20 protein-coding genes and 1 tRNA gene are annotated in these 19,600 nt (G+C 67.5%); 6 read left to right on the top strand and 15 right to left on the bottom strand.

What is annotated here, in order from left to right; translation table 11 throughout:
• Positions 1-30: 30 nt before the first annotated feature.
• The 7 genes from zapD to QTH86_RS12010 all read right to left on the bottom strand — a co-directional run bounded on the left by zapD (position 31) and on the right by QTH86_RS12010 (position 6,514).
• Positions 31-786, bottom strand: coding sequence for a cell division protein ZapD (gene zapD / locus QTH86_RS12040; RefSeq protein ID WP_286644455.1), 756 nt, complete (start codon positions 784-786; stop codon positions 31-33).
• A 102-nt stretch (positions 787-888) separates the two neighbouring features.
• Positions 889-1,488 carry a dephospho-CoA kinase gene (gene coaE, locus QTH86_RS12035; protein ID WP_286644456.1) on the bottom strand — a complete coding sequence of 200 codons (600 nt, stop codon included), beginning with the start codon at positions 1,486-1,488 and terminating at the stop codon, positions 889-891.
• Positions 1,489-1,507: 19 nt separating this feature from the next.
• Complete coding sequence (locus QTH86_RS12030) at positions 1,508-2,362, bottom strand: prepilin peptidase (RefSeq protein ID WP_286644457.1); 855 nt, start codon at positions 2,360-2,362, stop codon at positions 1,508-1,510.
• Complete coding sequence (locus tag QTH86_RS12025) at positions 2,362-3,585, bottom strand: type II secretion system F family protein (protein WP_286644458.1); 1,224 nt, start codon at positions 3,583-3,585, stop codon at positions 2,362-2,364. Before QTH86_RS12025 ends, QTH86_RS12030 begins: the two co-directional genes overlap by 1 nt.
• Positions 3,586-3,607: 22 nt before the next feature.
• Complete coding sequence (gene pilB, locus QTH86_RS12020; RefSeq protein WP_286644459.1) at positions 3,608-5,341, bottom strand: type IV-A pilus assembly ATPase PilB; 1,734 nt, start codon at positions 5,339-5,341, stop codon at positions 3,608-3,610.
• Between the two features lie 115 nt (positions 5,342-5,456).
• Positions 5,457-5,533, bottom strand: a tRNA-Pro gene (locus QTH86_RS12015).
• Between the two features lie 51 nt (positions 5,534-5,584).
• The gene (locus QTH86_RS12010) at positions 5,585-6,514 is read right to left on the bottom strand and encodes a polyprenyl synthetase family protein (protein WP_444813808.1); all 930 of its coding nucleotides are present in this window, start codon (positions 6,512-6,514) and stop codon (positions 5,585-5,587) included.
• A 251-nt stretch (positions 6,515-6,765) separates the two neighbouring features.
• Between QTH86_RS12010 and rplU the strand changes: the two genes are divergently transcribed.
• From rplU to proB, 4 genes are all read left to right on the top strand, one after another.
• The gene (gene rplU / locus QTH86_RS12005; RefSeq protein ID WP_262075052.1) at positions 6,766-7,077 is read left to right on the top strand and encodes a 50S ribosomal protein L21; all 312 of its coding nucleotides are present in this window, start codon (positions 6,766-6,768) and stop codon (positions 7,075-7,077) included.
• A gap of 12 nt (positions 7,078-7,089) precedes the next feature.
• Positions 7,090-7,347 carry a 50S ribosomal protein L27 gene (rpmA, locus tag QTH86_RS12000; RefSeq protein ID WP_286644461.1) on the top strand — a complete coding sequence of 86 codons (258 nt, stop codon included), beginning with the start codon at positions 7,090-7,092 and terminating at the stop codon, positions 7,345-7,347.
• 101 nt (positions 7,348-7,448) lie between these two features.
• The gene (gene cgtA / locus QTH86_RS11995; protein ID WP_286644462.1) at positions 7,449-8,504 is read left to right on the top strand and encodes an Obg family GTPase CgtA; all 1,056 of its coding nucleotides are present in this window, start codon (positions 7,449-7,451) and stop codon (positions 8,502-8,504) included.
• A gap of 58 nt (positions 8,505-8,562) precedes the next feature.
• Positions 8,563-9,708, top strand: a complete 1,146-nt coding sequence (gene proB / locus QTH86_RS11990) for a glutamate 5-kinase (protein WP_286644463.1) — start codon at positions 8,563-8,565, stop codon at positions 9,706-9,708.
• A 7-nt stretch (positions 9,709-9,715) separates the two neighbouring features.
• Here proB and QTH86_RS11985 read toward each other — a convergent pair whose 3' ends face one another.
• On the bottom strand, positions 9,716-10,213 hold the full coding sequence (locus QTH86_RS11985) for a CNP1-like family protein (RefSeq protein ID WP_286644464.1): 498 nt from the start codon (positions 10,211-10,213) through the stop codon (positions 9,716-9,718).
• Positions 10,200-10,856 (bottom strand): RNA pyrophosphohydrolase, encoded by a 657-nt coding sequence (locus tag QTH86_RS11980; RefSeq protein WP_286644465.1) that lies wholly within the window; start codon positions 10,854-10,856, stop codon positions 10,200-10,202. Before QTH86_RS11980 ends, QTH86_RS11985 begins: the two co-directional genes overlap by 14 nt.
• Positions 10,857-10,977: 121 nt before the next feature.
• On the opposite strand from QTH86_RS11980, the gene QTH86_RS11975 reads away from it, so the two are divergent.
• Positions 10,978-12,723 carry a proline--tRNA ligase gene (locus QTH86_RS11975; protein ID WP_286644466.1) on the top strand — a complete coding sequence of 582 codons (1,746 nt, stop codon included), beginning with the start codon at positions 10,978-10,980 and terminating at the stop codon, positions 12,721-12,723.
• Positions 12,720-13,382, top strand: a complete 663-nt coding sequence (locus QTH86_RS11970) for a lytic transglycosylase domain-containing protein (protein WP_286644467.1) — start codon at positions 12,720-12,722, stop codon at positions 13,380-13,382. The genes QTH86_RS11975 and QTH86_RS11970 overlap by 4 nt, the downstream gene beginning before the upstream one ends.
• Here QTH86_RS11970 and paeA read toward each other — a convergent pair.
• The 6 genes from paeA to hemA form a co-directional block, all read right to left on the bottom strand.
• Positions 13,352-14,680, bottom strand: coding sequence for a polyamine export protein PaeA (paeA, locus tag QTH86_RS11965; RefSeq protein ID WP_286644468.1), 1,329 nt, complete (start codon positions 14,678-14,680; stop codon positions 13,352-13,354). The two genes, QTH86_RS11970 and paeA, sit on opposite strands and share 31 nt — an antisense overlap.
• A 60-nt stretch (positions 14,681-14,740) precedes the next feature.
• Positions 14,741-15,751: an AAA family ATPase gene (locus tag QTH86_RS11960; RefSeq protein WP_286644469.1), complete on the bottom strand. Its 1,011-nt coding sequence runs from the start codon at positions 15,749-15,751 to the stop codon at positions 14,741-14,743.
• Positions 15,752-15,857: 106 nt separating this feature from the next.
• Positions 15,858-16,181 carry a Grx4 family monothiol glutaredoxin gene (gene grxD / locus QTH86_RS11955; RefSeq protein WP_286644470.1) on the bottom strand — a complete coding sequence of 108 codons (324 nt, stop codon included), beginning with the start codon at positions 16,179-16,181 and terminating at the stop codon, positions 15,858-15,860.
• Between the two features lie 67 nt (positions 16,182-16,248).
• Entirely contained in the window at positions 16,249-17,088 is an 840-nt protein-coding gene (gene prmC / locus QTH86_RS11950; protein WP_286644471.1) for a peptide chain release factor N(5)-glutamine methyltransferase, read from the bottom strand.
• Positions 17,085-18,173, bottom strand: coding sequence for a peptide chain release factor 1 (gene prfA, locus QTH86_RS11945; protein WP_286644472.1), 1,089 nt, complete (start codon positions 18,171-18,173; stop codon positions 17,085-17,087). The genes prmC and prfA overlap by 4 nt, the downstream gene beginning before the upstream one ends.
• Before the next feature lie 88 nt (positions 18,174-18,261).
• Positions 18,262-19,548, bottom strand: a complete 1,287-nt coding sequence (gene hemA / locus QTH86_RS11940; RefSeq protein WP_286644473.1) for a glutamyl-tRNA reductase — start codon at positions 19,546-19,548, stop codon at positions 18,262-18,264.
• Positions 19,549-19,600: the final 52 nt, after the last annotated feature.

The following is a 19,600-nucleotide window of genomic DNA, read 5'->3' as shown; positions in this document are numbered from 1 at the left end:
GGCAGCAACGCCGGTTCGTTCATGCGCGCGTCAGGCGCACAGGGTCAGTTCAAAGGGGGTGTCTTCGAGGCTCGCGTGCAGGCGGTCGTCCGATGCATGCCGCATCATCCGCACCGACACCATCAACCGGTTGCCGCTGATCTCCGGGATCAGTCCGAGGCGGGGGTCGATGCGCAGCCGCAGCAGCTGGAAACTGCGGCCCTGCGGCAGGTTCTGCTGGAACTGGCCGCCAGCGGCCATCACCTTGTAGGGCACGTCGGCGTCCCGCAGCAGCTTGAGCAGCAGGTAGATCGATTCGGCCAGCGGCGCCAGCGTCGACGACCAGCGTTCCAGGTCGACGCGCCGTGCCGCGGCGGGGCGGTTCTGCCAGGCGTGGTAGGCCGGCAGGTCGAATTCGCAAGTGCCGCCCGGGATGCCCGCACGGCTGCGGATGCTCATGAGCCACTCGTTTTCCGTCAATGACTGTCCGGCCTTGCCGGGCACGGTGTTGAGGGTGGCGAAATTGCGTTCGAGCTGCCCCACCACCTGGTCGAGCACGGCCTCGGAGATCGCGGGGTTGCCGCGGTAGCTGTTGAAGACGTTCTTGTGCTTGTCGAGGTCGCGCAGCACGTCGGACTTGAGGTCGGCGCGCGCGGCGACATCCATGATCTCGAAGATCGTGACCAGCGCGTAGTGGTGCGAGAGGGCGGATTCCGCGGGGACCAGCTCACCCAGGCGGCGGAACAGGTGCTCCAGCCGCAGGTAAGTCCGGATGCGCTCGTTGAAGGGGTACTCGTAAAGAATCACGCGGTATATCGATTTCCTGTCGCGGGATCATAGCCCCAGGGTGCACGATGTGGTGTGTCGTGTTGCTTCGTGGGCCGATCATCGCGGTTGGGCCCGCAGGGCTCAGGGCGCAGAATGCCCGATCCAGTGGGTCCACAGGCTGCGCACCTCGCCCGCCAGCGCCTCGAGGCTCAGGCCATCGTTGAAGACCACGGCGTCCGCCGCCGCGCGGCGTTCGCGGCGCGGTGCCTGCTGGGCGATCACGGCCCGCACGGCGTCAGGCGCCCACCCGGAGCGTGCCATCACACGGGTCAGTTGCGTGGCTTCGCTCGCGTCGACCACCAGCACGCGGTCGACGATGCGCCGCCAGCGCTTCGACTCCACCAGCAACGGGACGTCGAAGACGAGCGTCGTGCCCGCGGCCGCCGTGGCCTGCCGTTCGGTCTCGATGCCGATGAGTGGGTGCAGGATGGCTTCGAGCCGCCGCTTGGCATCGGCCTGGGCGAACACGATGTCGCGCATGCGAGCCCGGTCCAGGCCGCCGGCGGCATCGAGCACGTTGGCACCGAACGCCGCCTGGATCGCGGGGATGGCCGGGCCACGCGGCAGGGTGATGGCGCGCGAAATGGCGTCGGTGTCGATCAGGGTGGCGCCCAGGTCGCTCAACATCGCAGCGACCGTGCTCTTGCCGCTGCCGATGCCGCCGGTCAGGCCGATGCGCATGGTGTGCGGCCCCCGAACGTCAAAGCCCGACGACGCGCAGGATCGTGTCGGCGCCGAAGAGCATCGCGGTGAAGCCTGCACCCGCCAGGAACGGGCCGAAAGGCACGTAGCCGCCTTCGCGCAGGCCGTTGTTGAACTTGAGCGCCAGGCCCACGGCGACACCGATGACCGAGGCCATCAGGATGATCGGCACCAGCGCCTGCCAGCCGAACCAGGCGCCGAAGGCCGCGAACAGCTTGAAGTCGCCGTAGCCCATGCCTTCCTTGCCCGTGGTGAGCTTGAAGAGCCAGTAGATGCCCCACAGCGACAGGTAGCCTGCGACCGCGCCCAGGACGGCGTTTGTCAGGCTCACGCCGGTGAAGCCGAGGATGGCGGCCAGCAGGCCGGCCCACAGCAGGGGCAGGGTGATGTCGTCTGGCAGCAGGGTGGTGTCCCAGTCGATCAGCGCCAATGTCAGCAGCGCGGCCGAGAATCCGCACCAGGCCAACGCCGCCCATTGCCCCGGCATGCGCCACACGCACCAGGCGAAGAGCAGGCCGGTGACCAGCTCGACGATCGGGTAGCGCGGGCTGATCCTTGTCTTGCACGACGAGCAGCGGCCGCGCAGGAAGAGGTAGCTCAGCACCGGCACGTTCTCGTACCAGCCGATGGCATGCCCGCACTGCGGGCAGCGCGAGTGCGGCACCATGAGGTTGAAGGCTTCGGTGGGGGCGGCGGGCGTCTCGGGCGCCGCGCCGTCGATGGCGGCACAGTCGGCGGCCCATTGCCGCTCGAGCATCTTGGGCAGCCGGTAGATCACGACGTTGAGAAAGCTGCCGATCAGCAAACCCAGGACCCCCGCGAGCGCGGCGTCCGCCCCCTGCGACACCCACATCAGACGACCTGGCCGAGCTTGAAGATGGGCAGGTACATCGACACCACGATGCCGCCGATGATCACGCCCAGGAAGACGATGATGATGGGCTCCATCAGGCTGGAGAGGCCGGCGACCATGTCGTCGACCTCGGCTTCGTAGAAGTCGGCCGCCTTGCCCAGCATGTGGTCGATCGAGCCGGATTCCTCGCCGATCGCCGCCATCTGCAGCACCATCGACGGGAACACGTTGGCGTTGGTCATGGCCGAGGTCAGGCTGGTGCCGGTGGAAACCTCCTGCTGGATCTTGGCGGTCGCGTCGGCGTACACGGAATTGCCCGAGGCACCGCCGACGGAGTCGAGCGCTTCCACCAGCGGCACGCCGGCCGCGAACATGGTCGACAGCGTGCGGGTCCAGCGGGCCACGCAGGACTTGTCGATCAGCGTGCCGAAGATCGGCAGGCGCAGCAGCAGGCGGTCCATGACGCGCTGCACCTTCTCGTTGCGCTTCCAGGCCTGCAGGAAGAAGTAGATGCCGCCACCGAGCACGCCGAAGATCAACCACCAGTAGGAGACGAAGAACTCGCTGATGCCCATCACGATCAGTGTCGGCGCCGGCAGGTCGGCACCGAAGGAGGTGAACACCTCCTTGAAGGCCGGGATCACGAAGATCATGATGATCGCCACCACGATGAAGGCCACCACGACCACGGACGTCGGGTACATCAGGGCCGACTTGATCTTCGACTTGATCGCCTCGGTCTTCTCCATGTAGGTGGCCAGGCGGTCGAGCAACTCTTCCAGGATACCGGCCGCTTCACCCGCCTCGACCAGGTTGCAGTAGAGGTTGTCGAAGTACTTGGGGAACTTGCGGAAGGCGGCGGAGAGCGAGGTGCCGGTCTCGACGTCGCTGCGGATGTCGTTGAGCAGCTTGGCCACGCTCGGGTTGGCGTTCCCGCGGCCCACGATGTCGAAGGCCTGCAACAGCGGCACGCCGGCCTTCATCATCGTGGCGAGCTGCCGGGTGAAGATCGCGATGTCCTTCGGCTTGATCGCCTTGCCGGCGCGCATGCGGCGCTTCTTGACCTTGGTGAGCAGCACGCCTTGCCGCCGCAATGCCGCCTGGACCTGGTTCGTGCCGGCCGCGCGGAGTTCGCCCCGGACCTGCTTGCCGTTGCGGTCCTTGCCCTCCCATTCGTACACAAACTCCTTGTGTCCGCGGGGCGTGGATGTTGCCGTTGCCATGGGAGATCTCCGCTTGTGAGTGCTATTCGTTGGTGACCGCCACCACTTCCTCGAGCGATGTCAGTCCCTGCATGACCTTCTTGAGGCCGGATTGGCGCAGGGACCGCACGCCCTCGGCTTCCGATTGCTTCGCGATGTCCATCGCGCTGCCGTCGCGCAGGATGATCTTCTGGATTTCTTCGGACACCGGCATCACCTGGTAGATGCCCACGCGCCCCTTGTAGCCGCCGTTGCAGGCCGAGCAGCCGACCGGCCGGTACGGCTTCCAGGAGCCGTCAAGGTCTTCTTCCTTGAAGCCCGCATCGAGCAGCGCTTCGCGCGGCACGTCGGCCGGCGTGCGGCAGACGGTGCACAGCCGCCGCGCCAGCCGCTGCGCGGTGATGAGGATGACGCTGGACGCGATGTTGAAGGGCGCGATGCCCATGTTCCGCATGCGCGTGAGCGTGGTCGGCGCATCGTTGGTGTGCAGGGTGGACAGCACCAGGTGGCCGGTCTGCGCGGCCTTGATGGAGATGTCGGCCGTTTCGAGGTCGCGGATTTCGCCGACCATGATGATGTCCGGATCCTGCCGCAGGAAGGCGCGCAGCGCCGCGGCGAAGGTCAGGCCGGCCTTCTCGTTGACGTTGACCTGATTCACGCCGGGCAGGTTGATTTCGGACGGGTCTTCCGCCGTCGCGATGTTGACCCCGGGCTTGTTCAGCAGGTTCAGGCAGGTGTAGAGCGACACCGTCTTGCCGGAGCCGGTCGGCCCGGTGACCAGCACCATGCCATAGGGCCGGCCGATGGCCGTCAGCAGGCGCTCCTTCTCGACCGCGTCGTAGCCGAGCGCGTCGATGCCCAGGCGGGCGCTGCTCGGGTCCAGGATACGGATCACGATCTTCTCGCCGAAGAGCGTGGGCAGGGTGCTGACCCGGAAGTCGATCACCCGGTCGGGGCCGATCTTGAGCTTCATCCGGCCGTCTTGCGGGATGCGCTTCTCGGAGATGTCCAGCCGCGAGATCACCTTGATGCGGGAGGCGAGCTTGTCCTTGATCACCGGCGGCGGGCTGGCGATCTCGCGCAGTTCGCCGTCGATGCGGAAGCGCACGCGGTACTGGTGCTCGTAGGGTTCGAAGTGGATGTCCGACGCCCGCATGCCGAAGGCGTCGAGCAGCATCTTGTGGAGGAAGCGCACCACCGGCGCATCCTCGACCTCGGCCATTGCCTGATCGGCCGCGTCGCTGGACGTTTCAACCGCCGCTTCATCGAACTCGAATTCCGCGCCGACGATGGTGTCGATGCTCTCGGCCGCGCTGACGGCGGCCGCCTCGACCATCCGGGACAGCTTGTCGAATTCCGCGATGACCCAGTCCACGCCCATCTGGGAGGCGAACTTGATCTTCTCGACCGCCTGCTGGTCGGACGGATCGGCCGTCGCCACGATGAGGCGGTTGTTGCGCTTGCTCAGCACCACGATGCGGTAGGCCAGGCACAGCTTGGGGTCGAGCAGGTCTTTGGGCAGGCGTTGCGGATCGATGGCGTCCAGATCCAGCAGCGGTGCACCGAAAGCGCTGGAGAGCGTGTGGGCCAGGTCGGCGGCCGACACCGCGCCGGTGCCTGTCAATTCTGCGATGAAGCTCGACCGCGAAATGAGAGATCGCTGATAGATCTCCTCGGCCGTTTTCGCTGGAAGTTTGCCCGCAGAGATCAACGCTCGGGCTAGGCCTGGGAGGGCGACGGTCGAGCTATCTTTGACAGGAGGTTCGGCAGCGGCCATCAGCGAATGTAAAAAACGTGAAAAAGTGCTTCACGATCATCGCTGATCGCCCTTTGACTGTAAACCGGCGCGCCGTGACGACCGCGCAGCATTTGGCGTTACAGCCACAAAAGGCTGGTCGGGGTGAGAGGATTCGAACCTCCGGCCTCTACGTCCCGAACGTAGCGCTCTACCAGGCTAAGCTACACCCCGATGGTGGTTGCAGAAAAAGAGGAGTCGTCTGGTTGCCCACGGGTGGGTCGTCTAGGCGCGTCGCTCAAGCAACTGAGCCGCCAATTGTAGCAAACCCTCCGCGTGCGAATTCGCAGAAAAACCACGCAATGCATCGATCGCGCGTTGCGCTTCGGCCGCCGCCGCCGCGCGCGTGGCGTCGAGCGCGCCTGTCTCGCGGACGATGGCGACGATGTTGGCCAGCTGGCTGGCATCGCCGGTTTCGATCGCGTTGCGCACCAGGGCGCTCTGGGCGGGCGCGGCGCGCTGCATGGCCAGGATGAGCGGGAGCGTCGTCTTGCCTTCGCGCAGGTCGTCGCCGACGTTCTTCCCGGTTTCGCTGGCATCGCCCTCGTAGTCGAGCACGTCGTCGATCACCTGGAAGGCGGTGCCGATGGCTTGGCCATAGGAGGCGCATGCTTCCTCGGTGGCGGCATCCGAGCCTGCCAGGACGGCGGCCAGGCGGGTGCTGGCCTCGAAGAGCTTGGCCGTCTTTGAGCGGATCACGCGCAGGTAGCCGGCCTCGTCGAGCGAGGCGTCGTGCATGTTCATGAGCTGCAGCACTTCGCCCTCGGCGATCACGTTGGTCGCCTCCGCCAGGATCTGCATGACGCGCATGTTGTTGGCATCCAGCATCATCTGGAAGGCGCGCGAGTAGAGGAAGTCGCCCACCAGCACGCTCGCCGGATTGCCGAACGATTCGTTGGCGGTGGGGCGGCCGCGCCGCAGCGTCGACTCGTCCACCACGTCATCGTGCAGCAGCGTGGCGGTGTGGATGAACTCCACCACGGCCGCCAGGTTGAAGCGCTGCTCGCCCCTGTACTCGAGCGCGCCGGCCATCAGCAGTAGCAAGGCTGGGCGCAGCCGCTTGCCGCCGGCCGAGATGATGTACTGCGACACGTGGCTGACGAGCGGCACGCCGGTGTCGAGGCGCCGTGCGATCACGCGATCGACTTCTGCCATGTCGGTGGCGACCAGGCCAAGGACGGAGGTGGTCGGGGAGGAGTCGGCGGCGGGACGGAGCAAGGCGAGGGCGGCTGGGCGCTGCGTGAGGTGGAGAACGTCGGCCGAAGGGCCGGGAAGCCGCAAATTATAGGGAGCGCAGCGCAAGCCGCAGGCGGCGCGGCGCGATGGTTTGGTCTCTCGGCAGGGCCATGCTAGAATCTTGGGCTCTGCGGAATTCGCCGCCGAGACTCAATTTCTAAGAGGTTTACATGTACGCGGTCATAAAAACCGGCGGCAAGCAGTATCGCGTTGCTTCCGGCGAAAAAATTAAAGTAGAACAGATTGCTGCGGACGTAGGCCAGGAAATCGTGATCGATCAGGTTCTTGCAGTCGGCAACGGCTCGGACATCAAGATCGGCACGCCCCTGGTGTCCGGCGCATCCGTCACGGTCACCGTGCTCTCGCACGGCCTGCACGACAAGGTGCACATCTTCAAGATGCGCCGTCGCAAGCACTATCAGAAACGTCAAGGCCATCGCCAGCAGTTCACCGAACTGCAAATCGGCGCGATCGCCGGTTAAGGAGTAGGCACCATGGCACAGAAAAAAGGCGGCGGCTCCACGCGAAACGGGCGCGATTCCAAGCCCAAGATGCTCGGCGTGAAAGCGTTCGGCGGCGAACTGATCAGCGCAGGCTCGATCATCGTGCGCCAGCGCGGCACCCAGTTCCACCCCGGCGTGAACGTCGGCGTGGGCAAGGACCACACGCTGTTTGCCCTGGTCGACGGCCATGTGTCGTTCGCCATCAAGGGTGCATTGAACAAGCACACGATCAGCGTGACACCGGCCTGAGCCTCGTCACTTCGATCTGCTCGAAGCCCCGCTTGTCGGGGCTTCTTCGTTTTTCACCCCGCCGCCGCAAGCCGGCCTCGCGTTTGTAAACTGGACACCCCATGAAGTTCGTCGACGAAGCCTTCATCGACATCGCCGCTGGCGATGGCGGCAACGGCTGCGTGTCGTTCCGTCATGAGAAGTACAAGGAATTCGGCGGTCCCAACGGCGGGGACGGCGGCCGCGGCGGCCATGTCTTCGCGGTGGCCGACGTCAACCTCAACACGTTGGTCGACTTCCGCTACTCGCGCCGGCACGAGGCCAAGCGCGGCCAGCACGGCATGGGGTCCGATATGTTCGGCGCGGCCGGCGACGACATCATCCTGAAGATGCCGGTCGGCACGATCATCACCGACGCCGAGACTGGCGAGGTGCTGTACGAACTGCTGGTGCCGGGCGAGATGGTCACCATCGCCAAGGGTGGCGACGGCGGCTTCGGCAACATGCGCTTCAAGAGCGCCATCAACCGGGCGCCGCGCCAGAAGACGCCGGGCTGGCCGGGCGAGAAGAAGAGCCTCAAGCTCGAACTGAAGGTGCTGGCCGACGTCGGCCTGCTGGGCATGCCGAACGCCGGCAAGTCGACGTTGATCAGCGCCATCTCCAATGCCCGCCCCCGCATTGCCGACTACCCCTTCACCACGCTGCACCCGAACCTGGGCGTGGTGCGCGTCGGGCCGGAGCAGAGCTTCGTCGTGGCCGACCTGCCCGGCCTGATCGAGGGCGCCTCCGAAGGCGCCGGGCTGGGCCACCTGTTCCTGCGGCATCTGCAGCGCACGCGTCTGCTGCTGCACGTGGTCGACCTCGCACCCTTCGACGACAACGTCGATCCGGTCGCGCAGGCGAAGGCGATCGTCGGCGAGCTGAAGAAATACGACGCCGGGCTCTACGAGAAGCCGCGCTGGCTGGTCCTGAACAAGCTGGACATGGTGCCCGGCGACGAGCGTGCGGCGCGCGTGAAGGACTTCGTGAAGCGCCTGCGCTTCAAGGGCCCGGTGTTCGAGATCTCGGCGCTCACGCGCGAAGGCTGCGAGCCGCTCGTGCAGGCGATCTACCAGCACGTGAAGGCGCAACAGGTGGCCGAGCAGCCGCCGGCGGACATCGATCCGCGCTTCGCCTGAACGGAGCCGCCTTGCGCGGTACCGCCACCGCTTCACCACCGACCATCGACAGACCCCCATGAGCTCCAGTCCCGGTTCCACTGCACTGCGCGATGCGCGGCGGATCGTCGTCAAAGTGGGCTCCAGCCTGGTGACCAACGAGGGCCGCGGGCTCGACGAGCAGGCCATCGGCGAGTGGTGCCGGCAGTTGGCCGCCCTGATGCGCGACGGGCGGGAGGTCGTGATGGTGTCCAGCGGCGCCATCGCCGAAGGCATGAAGCGCCTCGGCTGGCGCACCCGGCCGCGCGAGGTGAACGAGCTCCAGGCCGCGGCTGCCGTCGGCCAGATGGGCCTGGCGCAGATGTACGAGACCAAGCTGCGCGAGAACGGCGTCGGCAGCGCGCAGGTACTGCTCACGCATGCCGACCTGGCCGACCGCGAGCGCTACCTGAACGCGCGCTCCACGCTGCTCACGCTGCTCGGGCTCGGTGTGGTGCCGGTCATCAACGAGAACGACACGGTGGTCAACGACGAGATCAAGTTCGGCGACAACGACACGCTCGGCGCGCTGGTGGCCAATCTGGTCGAGGCCGATGTGCTGGTCATCCTGACGGACCAGAAGGGTCTCTACACCGCCGACCCGCGCAAGCACCCCGATGCGCAGTTCGTGCACGAGGCGCTGGCCGGTGACCTGGCGCTCGAGGCGATGGCCGGCGGCGTGGGTTCAGCCATCGGCAGCGGCGGCATGATCACCAAGATCCTGGCGGCCAAGCGGGCCGCCGGGTCAGGTGCATCGACCGTGATCGCCTGGGGGCGTGAACCCGACGCGCTGCTGCGCCTGGTGAGCGGCGAGTCCATCGGCACCTTGCTGGTCGCACAGACCGCCAAGCATCAGGCGCGCAAGCGCTGGATGGCCGACCACCTGCAGCTTCGCGGTTCGGTCATGGTGGACGCCGGCGCGGCCGGCAAGGTGCGCAGCGAAGGCAAGAGCCTGCTGCCGATCGGCATGACGAGCGTCGAGGGCGAGTTCTCGCGCGGTGACGTGATCGCCGTGCGCGACCCGAACGGCGTCGAGCTGGCGCGCGGCCTGGCCAACTATTCGAGCGCCGAGGCACGCATGCTGTGCCGCAAGCCGTCCGGCGAATTCGAGCGACTGCTCGGCTACGCGGCCGAGCCGGAAATGGTCCACCGGGACAACATGGTCCTGATGGCCGTGGCGCGCTAAACGGTCGTTACTGCACTTCCGGCAGCGGATTCTTCAGCCGCTGCACCATCTCGTTGACCGAACCGCGCGGTGCCGCACCGCGGCAAAGACCTTGCTGCGACAGCAGCAGGGTGTAGCTCGAATTGAGCGTGAACATCTTCTTCCACTCCGGATTGGGCAGCACGTCCCAGCCATTGCTGCCGTAGCGGGCGTATGACTTCATCTCGCCGGTGGCACAGCGTACGCCTTCGTAGAAGGCGTTGGTCGCCCCGCCGGCCTTGTTGTTCGCCACCACGACGTAGCGCACCACGCCGTCACCGGTGATGGCGATGGTGGCCGGATCGACGCCGAACTTCAGCGTCATGTAGCGGGGCATTTCGATCGGCACCAGGCGGCTTTCGTCGAAGGCCGGGGGTGGGGGCACGGCGCTTTCCTTCCACTCCGGGTCCTCGAACAGTTGGGCCGACGCGCCGCCGGCCACGCCGAGCAGGCAGGCCAGCGCGAAGGCGCGGCTAGCGCGGTGCATGAAACGGGTCGGGCGGCGGCGGGAGGTCGGAGGCAGTGTTGGCATTGGGATCCGGGTCGAAGCTGGCGCCCGGGGGCAGGTCGAAGTGATGCGCGGGTCCGGCGTCGGGCGCTTGATGGTCGAAGTCGCGCGTACGCACATTGCTGCGCAGGAAGCGGTTGCGAAAATCCTGCCGTGGCAGGTAGCGTGCGAGCTCGGTGAGCGCCATCTCGTAGACGCCTCGCTTGAACTCGACGACGACGTCGAGCGGCACCCAGTAGTCGTGCCATCGCCAGGCGTCGAATTCCGGATGATCGGTGGCGCGCAGGTTGAGATCCCAGTCGTGGCCGACCAGCTGGAGCAAATACCAGATCTGCTTCTGGCCCTTGTAGTGGCCTCGTGCGTCTCGGCGGATGAACCGATCCGGCACCTCGTAGCGCAACCAGTCACGGGTACGGGCAATGATCCGCACATGCTCCGGATGGAGCCCCACTTCTTCGTGCAGTTCCCGGAACATGGCTTGCTCGGGACTTTCGCCGCGATCGATGCCGCCTTGCGGAAACTGCCAGGAGTGGGTGCGTATGCGTTTGCCCCAGAAAACCTGGTTTCTCTGGTTGAGCAGGATGATGCCGACGTTGGGCCTGAAGCCGTCCCGGTCGAGCATAATCAAACCCCAATTTTTGAACTGCGTCGATTATGCCTGCCGGGTCGCACTCGGCAAGTGAGCGGTTCCTGCGGCAGCCCGCCGACACCCCCCTTTTCGTTACCCCTTTCGAGCGCGACCGATGAAAGCTTCCCGTTTCTTTGTCTCCACCCTGAAGGAAGCGCCGGCCGACGCCGAGGTCGCCAGCCATCGGCTCATGATGCGCGCCGGCATGATCAAGAAGCTCGGCGCGGGCATCTACACCTACATGCCGATGGGCCTGCGCGTGATCCGCAAGGTCGAGGCCATCGTGCGCGAGGAGATGAACCGTGCCGGCGCCGTCGAGCTGACGATGCCGGTCGTGCAGCCGGGCGAGTTCTGGCAGGAGACCGGCCGCTTCGAGAAGATGGGCCCCGAGCTGCTGCGCATCAAGGACCGGCACGAGCGCGACTACGTCGTGCAGCCGACCAGCGAAGAGGTGGTGACCGACATCGCCCGCCAGGAGATCCGTAGCTACAAGCAGCTGCCGCGCAACTTCTATCAGATCCAGACCAAGTTCCGCGACGAGCGCCGCCCGCGCTTCGGCCTGATGCGCGGCCGCGAGTTCACGATGAAGGACGCGTACAGCTTCGACCGCGACCTGGACGCGGCCAAGCTGAGCTACCAGGCCATGGCGCAGGCCTACCGCCGCATCTTCGACCGCTTCGGCCTCACCTACCGCGCGGTGGCCGCCGACAGCGGCGCCATCGGCGGCGACCTGAGCGAGGAGTTCCAGGTGATCGCCGCCACCGGCGAGGACGCCATCGTCTACTGCCCCGACAGCGACTATGCCGCCAACCTGGAGAAGGCCGAGGCGCTGGCGCCGGCCACGCCGCGCGGCGCCGCCACGAAGCCGCTCGCCAAGACGCCGACGCCGGGCAAGAGCACCTGCGCCGACGTGGCGGAGCTGCTCGGCGTGCCGCTCGCGACCACGGTGAAGTCGCTGGTGCTGGCGACCGACGTGCTGGACAATGCTGGAAACATCACCGGCTCGCAGGTCTGGCTGCTGCTGCTGCGCGGCGACCACGACATGAACGAGATCAAGGTGAGCAAGCTGCCGGGCCTCGACCAGGGCTTCCGCTTCGCCACCACGACCGAGATCGACGATCACTTCGGCTGCAAGCCCGGCTACCTCGGCCCGCTGAACCTGAAGAAGCCAGTCACACTGGTGGCCGACCGCGAGGTCGCCGTGATGTCCGACTGGACCACCGGCGCCAACGAGATCGACTTCCACATGACCGGCGTGAACTGGGGCCGTGACCTGCCCGAGCCCACTTTGGTGGCCGACATCCGCAACGTCGTCGCGGGCGACGCCTCGCCCGATGGCAAGGGTGTGCTGGCGATCGAGCGCGGCATCGAGGTCGGCCACGTCTTCGTGCTCGGCACCAAGTACAGCAAGAGCATGAACGCCACCTTCCTCGACGAAGGCGGCAAGCCGCAGTTCCTGGAGATGGGCTGCTATGGCATCGGTATCACGCGCCTGCCGGCCGCGGCCATCGAGCAGAACCACGACGAGCGCGGCATCATCTGGCCCGACGCGCTGGCGCCGTTCACCGTCGTGCTGTGCCCGATCGGCATGGACCGCAGCGCCGAGGTGAAGCTCGCCGCCGAAACGCTCTACGAGCAGCTGCTGGCCGCCGGCGTCGACGTGCTGCTGGACGACCGCGGCGAGCGCCCCGGTGCGATGTTCGCCGACTGGGAGCTGATCGGCGTGCCGCACCGCCTGGTGATCTCCGACCGCGGCCTCAAGGAAGGCCAGTTCGAGTACCAGCACCGGCGCGACACCGCGGCCACCAAGGTGCCGGCGGCGGCTGCCCTCAGCTTCCTGCAATCCAAGCTCGCTGCATGACGATGAAGCCGGCGGCGGACCGAGGCTCGCCCTTGTCCCGCCGGCTGCTGATCGGCGGTGCCACGGCCGGCGTCTTGACGCTGGCCTTGCCACGCCGCGCCCTGGCCGGTGCGCAGATCGAGGAGCCGCTGATCGACTCGGTGCGCAATGCGCTGAGTTCGGCCATCCACAACAAGGCGCCGCCGGTGCCGGAATTCGCCCACACCGAGGCGCGGCTGGCCTACCTGCGCTGGCTGGGTGCGATGAGCGAACGGCTCAAGAAGAAGATCCCGGGTGCGCAGGAGCGCATCGAATTGCTCCAGACCATCTGGTACGAGAGCAAGCGTTCGGGGCTCGAGGTCAGCCTGGTGCTGGGCTTGATTCAGGTCGAAAGCAACTTCCGCAAGTTCGCGGTGTCGAGCGCCGGCGCGCGCGGGCTCATGCAGGTGATGCCCTTCTGGACGCGCGTGATCGGCGACGGCGACCCGGCCACGCTGTTCCGCATGCAGACCAACCTGCGCTTCGGCTGCGTCATCCTGCGCCACTACCTCGACCGCGAGCGCGGCGACCTGTTCATGACGCTCGGCCGCTACAACGGCAGCCGGGGGCGCGCGCCGTACCCCGATGCCGTCTTCGCCAACCAGCGGATCTACGCCTTCAGCGACCGCGCCGCCGCCTGAGCCGCACCCTCGACGTCGGTCACCATGACCTGGTCGATGCGGTAGCTGTCCACATCCATCACCTCGAAGGTGTAGCCGCCCCAGCTGACGCTGTCGGTGCGCTTGGGCACGCGGCGCAGCATCACCATCAGGAACCCGGCCAGCGTCTCGTACTCGTCCGCGTGGGGCAGGGGCGCGTCGAGGTCGAGCGCGCGCTGCACGTCCTGGATCGGCGTCACGCCGTCGATCAGCCAGGAGTTCTCGTCGCGGCGCACGATCTGCTGCTCTTCGTCCTGCGGGCCGACCAGGTCGCCCATCACCGTGCTCATCACGTCGTTGAGCGTGATCACGCCGACCACCAGGCTGTACTCGTTGACGATGATCGCGAAGTCCTCGTGCGCCTGGCGGAACTGCTCGAGCACCTCGGTGAGCGACAGCCGGTCGGGCACCACCAGCGCTTTGTGCAGCGGCACGCCCTGGTCGAGCGCCAGGGGCTGGCCGCTGAGCACACGCTGGAACATGTCCTTGGCGTCGACGTAGCCGAGCACGTGGTCGATGTCGCCGTCGCACACCGGGTAGGCCGAGAAGGGCTCGGCGACGATGCGCGCGCGCAGCACGGATTCGGGGTCGTCCTTCTGGAACCAGGCGATGCGGTCGCGCGAGGTCATCACGCTGCTCACCAGCCGGGTGTCGAGCTCGAACACGTTGGCGATCACCTGCTGCTCGCGCACAGCCAGCACGCCAGCCCGCGCGCCGGCCTCGGTCATGGCGAGGATGTCGGCCGAGGTGATCTGCTCGTCGCGGTGCGCCGGCATGCCCAGCAGCTTGAAGAGCAGGTCGGTGCTGCGGGTGAAGAGCCACACCAGCGGCATGAAGGTGGTGATCAGCACCTGCATCGGGCCGACCATGCGCACCGCGAGCTGCTCGGGGTTGTTCATGCCCAGCCGCTTGGGGAACAGGTCGGCGAACACCAGGAACACCGCGATGATGGTGACGAAGGACGCGGCGAAGGCTGCGGCCTGCGCCGTGTCGGGGCTGAACCACAGGTCGAACAGCCGCGCGTAGTAGGGGCTGAGCGAACCTTCGCCGACCACGCCGCCGAGGATCGCGACCGCGTTCAGGCCAATCTGCACCACGGTGAAGTAGTGCCCCGGCTGCTCCTGCACCCGAAGGACACGCTCGGCCCGCACGTCGCCTTCGTCGGCCATCTGGCGCAGCCGGAGGCGCCGCGAGGCGGCCAGCGTGATTTCGGCCAGCGAGAAGAAGGCGCTCAGGGCGATGAGCGCGACGATGAGGAGCAGGCTTTGGGTCAGGGTCATGGGGCGGTCGCAGGGCCGCCAATGGTGCCACGGCGGGCGCCTGCCGCCGCGACCCTTCCCTTACTGCATGAAGCCGATGCGGCTGCGGCCGGCTGCGCCGCGCGGCAGGTCGTCCACCTGCACCTCCTCGCGGTGCGCTAGGCGCGCATTGCCGAAGCCGGTCATGAGCGCGCGGCGCATCTCGCGCGGCGCCACGGTGGCCAGGTGATCGAGCACATCGTCGCTCGGCTCGGGCGACACGAGGCGGCCCCAGTCGTGGTCGGCGCGGATCGACGCATAGAGCTGTCGCGCGATCTGCCGCGCCGCCTCGTGCGACGGCGCCTCGACCTCGAACACGTTCATCCGGTTGAGGATGGGTTCCGGGATGCCGCGCGCGTCGTTGGCGGTGGTGATCCAGATGACCTGGCTGGCGTCGATCGGCACCTCGGCGAATTCGTCGACGAAGGCATGCGCGGTGTCGTGCTCCAGCAGGCCGTAGAGCGCGCCGAGCGGGTCGTACTGCGCGTCGGTGCCGGCCTTGTCGATCTCGTCGATCACCATCACCGGGTTGGCGTATTGGCCGTCGACCAGCGCCTCGAAGACCTTGCCCGGCTTGGACCCTTTCCATTGCGAGGACGCGCCCGAGAGCAGCCAGCCGGCCGTCATCGAACTCATCGGCACCAGCGACATGCCGGTGCCCAGCAGGTCGGCCAGCTTCTTGGCGAAATGGGTCTTGCCGATGCCCGGCGGGCCGAGCAGCAGGATGGGCGTCACTTCGAGGCCGTCACGGCTGTCCTGCGCCAGGGCGACGTGGCGGCGCACGTCATCGAGCACCTCGGTGAAATTGGGGAGCTGGGCGTACAGCGATGCCATGTCCGGCACGCCGCTGGGCTTGACCTGGAAGCGGTCGGGGCCGCGTTCGAGCATGCGCTCGTAGGTGGTGCGCAGGTGCTCGTGATCGCGGTCGGGGAGCTTGGCGAGCTTGCGTTCGACGTCGTGCGGCTGGAACACGCTGCGCAACTGCGCCACGGGCAGCTGGAACGTGGACGACGACGAAGCAGGGACCAGGTCGTGGGACGAGCGGGAATCCATGAACACCTCCGATTGCGGACAGTCAAGCACAGCATAAGCCGTGCCGGACACCTTCGGATGTGGATGTTTTCGCGCTTTCCCGTGTTCGCGACAACTGCGCGGCGTGTCAGACGGAGGCGTTGATCACCTGCTGCAGCTCGCCGGACTCGTACATCTCCATCATGATGTCCGAGCCGCCGACGAACTCGCCCTTCACGTAGAGCTGCGGGATGGTTGGCCAGTTGCTGTATTCCTTGATGCCCTGGCGGATCTCCTGGTCGTCCAGCACGTTGACGGTCTTGAGCGCCTTGGTGTCGACGCCGACCGCCTTGAGGATCTGGATCGCGCGGCCGGAGAAGCCGCACATCGGAAAGCTGGCGTTGCCCTTCATGAAGAGCACGATGTCGTTGGTCTTGACGAGGTCGTCGATGCGTTGCTGAGCGTCGGGCATGGTGGGGACTCCTGGAATGGGCTGAGGGGATTATTTCACTGCGGCGGTTTGTCCGCCGCCGGTGGGGTCAAGCCCCGGCGCGCCGGGCGCCGGAGCAGCGTTCGATGCCGGCCAGGTCGGCGCGCGACTGCACGGCCTCGAAGCTGGCGGCGGCCAGCAGCGCGCGCACCGCGGCCGCCTGGTCGTGGCCGTGCTCCAGCAGCAGCCAACCGCCGGGCGCGAGGTGGGCCGGTGCGTCGGCGACGATGCGGCGGATGTCGTCGAGGCCGTCGGCGCCCGAGACCAGCGCCGATACGGGCTCGTGCGCCAGCGCCGGCAGGTGCGGGTCGCCCGCAGCGATGTAGGGCGGGTTGGAGACGATCAGGTCGTAGCCCGACGCGGCGCCTGCCAGCCAGTCGGCCTGGGCGAAGCGCACCGCCAGGCCCAGCCGCCGCGCGTTCTCGCGCGCCACGGCCAGCGCATCGGCACTGGCATCGACCGCGTCGACCACGGCATCGGGCCGCGCATGTTGTAGCGCCAGGGCGATCGCGCCGCTGCCGGTGCCCAGGTCGAGCGCCGTCGGGCGGTCACGCCCCTGCAGCACGTCCAGCGCCCAGTCGACCAGGGTCTCGGTGTCGGGCCGGGGCACCAGCACCCGGGCGTCGACCTGCAGCGGCAGCCCGTGGAATTCCTTTTCGCCGATCAGGTAGGCTACCGGCTCGCCGGCCAGGCGGCGCGTGCACAGGGCGGCCAGCGCCGGCCAGGCGTCGGACGGCAGCCCGTCGCCGTCATGGGCCAGCAGCCAGGCGCGCTCGTGCACCGGCCGGCCGAGCGTGTGCAGCAGCAGCAACTGGGCGTCGAGGCGTTCGAGGCCGAGCGCGGCGACTGCGCGCAAGGCTTGGGCGACCGTGTCCGGTGCCGTGGTCATGCCGGCAGGCTCGATTCCAGCTCGGCCAGCTGCTCGGCCTCGCGCGCGGCCTGCAGGGCGGCCAGCACGTCGCCCAGGTCGCCTTCCATGATCGACTGCAGCTTGTAGAGCGTGAGGTTGATGCGGTGGTCGGTGAGCCGGCCCTGCGGGAAGTTGTAGGTGCGGATGCGGTCGCTGCGGTCACCGCTGCCGACCAGGCCCTTGCGCAGTGCGGCGTCCTTGGCGGCGCGCTCGCTGCGGTCCTTTTCCTGGATGCGCGCCGACAGCACCTGCAGCGCCTTGGCCTTGTTGCGGTGCTGGCTGCGGTCGTCCTGGCACTCGGCCACGATGCCGGTCGGGATGTGCGTGATGCGCACCGCCGAGTCGGTCTTGTTGATGTGCTGGCCGCCAGCGCCGCTGGCGCGGTAGGTGTCGATGCGCAGGTCGGCCGGGTTGATCTGCACCGCCACCGTCTCGTCGGGCTCGGCCAGCACCGCCACCGTGCAGGCGCTGGTGTGGATGCGGCCCTGCGTCTCGGTGGCCGGCACGCGTTGCACGCGGTGGCCGCCGGATTCGAAGCGCAGCTGGCCGAACACGTCGTCGCCGACCACGCGGACCACGACTTCCTTGTAGCCGCCGAGCTCGCTCTCGCTTTCGCTCACCACTTCGCAGCGCCAGCCGGCACGCTCGAAATAGCGCGTGTACATGCGCAGCAGGTCGCCCGCGAACAGGGCGGATTCGTCGCCGCCCGTGCCGGCGCGGATTTCCAGGAAGGCGTTGCGCGCGTCGTCCGGGTCCTTGGGCAGCAGCAGGCGCTGCAGCTCGTCCTCCAGCTTCCGCAACTCCTCCTCGGCGCCGGTGATCTCTTCGCGCGCCATCTCGGCCATGTCCGGGTCGTCGAGCATCTCGCGCGCACCGGCCAGGTCGGCCTCGCGCTGCTGGTAGCGCGTGTAGCGCCCTGCTATTTGCGTGACCTCGGCATGCTCGCGCGAGATGACGCGGTACTGCGCCATGTCGGACATGATGTCCTCGCGCGAGAGCAGGAAGTCCAGCTCGCCGAGGCGTTGCGCATAGCGCTCGAGTTGGTGGCGCAGGAAGGGTTTCACGGAGAGAACGACCAGAAGAAAGAGTGGGGCGTCGCCATGGGCGACTGGGAGCGGCGGCCGCTGCGGGCCACCCAGCGAACCCGCGTCGCTAACGCTCTTTGCGCGGTTCGCTGCGCAGGAACAGGCGCGAGATGGTCTGCGCCGTCTGCTCGCGCGCGGCGGCATCGCCGGCGTGCAGTTCGGCCAGCGCGCCGTGCAGCATCTTCTGCGTGAGGCCGCGCGACAGGGCTTCGAGCACCGCGTCGACCGATTCGCCCTTGGCCAGCAGCTTGCGTGCCCGGGCCAGTTCGGCCGCGCGCCATTCGTCGGTCTGCGCGTTGAGCTGCTGGATCAGCGGCACGGTGCCGCGCTGGCCCAGCCAGTGCATGAAGTTCTGCACGCCGGCGTCGATGATGACCTCGGCCTGCGCCACGGCGGCCTGGCGGTTGGCTTGGCCCTGTTGCACGACCTGGGCGAGGTCGTCGACGGTGTAGAGGTACACGTCTTCCAGCGCCTTCACCTCGGGCTCGATGTCGCGCGGCACGGCCAGGTCGACCATGAACATCGGGCGGTGCTTGCGCTGCTTGAGCGCCCGCTCGACCGCTCCCAGGCCGATCAGCGGCAGTGTGCTGGCGGTGCAGCTCACCACGATGTCGAAGTCGGCCAGCCGCGCGGGCAGGTCGGCCAGCCGCATGGCGGTGCCGCCGAAGCGGGTGGCCAGCTTTTCGCCGCGCTCGAGCGTGCGGTTGGCGATGGTGATGGACTTCGGCTCCTTGGCGGCGAAGTGCGTCGCGGCCAGGTCGATCATCTCGCCCGCGCCCACGAAGAGCACGCGCGTTTCCTTGATGTCCTCGAACAGCTGGCCCGCCAGGCGCACCGCGGCGGCGGCCATGCTGATCGAATGCGCGCCGATCTCAGTGGCGGTGCGCACTTCCTTGGCGACCGCGAAGGAGCGCTGGAACAGCTGGTTGAGCGTGCTGCCCAGCGCGCCGGCGCTCTCGGCGGCGCGCACGGCGTCCTTCATCTGGCCGAGGATCTGGGCCTCGCCCAGCACCATGGAATCGAGCCCGCTGGCCACCCGGAAGGCATGGCGCGCCACGGCGTCGTCGTGCAGGGTGTAGGCGTGCGAGCGCAGCAGGGCCGGGGCGACGCCGCCGCTTTCGGCCAGCCAGCCGACCGTGTGGTCCAGCGCGGCGGCATGGTCGGCGGCGCAGTAGATCTCGGTGCGGTTGCAGGTGGAGATGATCGCCGCCTCGACGGCCGGGTGCCGGCCAGAGGCGAAAGAGGTGCGCAGGCTCTGCAGCGTGGGGGCGATCTGGTCGAGCGCGAACGCGAAACGACCGCGCAGGTCGAGCGGCGCGGTCGTGTGGTTCAACCCGAGGGCCCAGACTGACATAGACCGCGATTATAAAATTTGTGGAGCGCCACGCCGTTTGACGCCGCGCAAG

This window comes from Variovorax sp. J2L1-78 (genome assembly GCF_030317205.1).
Taxonomy (GTDB): domain Bacteria; phylum Pseudomonadota; class Gammaproteobacteria; order Burkholderiales; family Burkholderiaceae_C; genus Variovorax; species Variovorax arabinosiphilus.
This window is presented reverse-complemented; position numbering and strand designations above follow the sequence as displayed.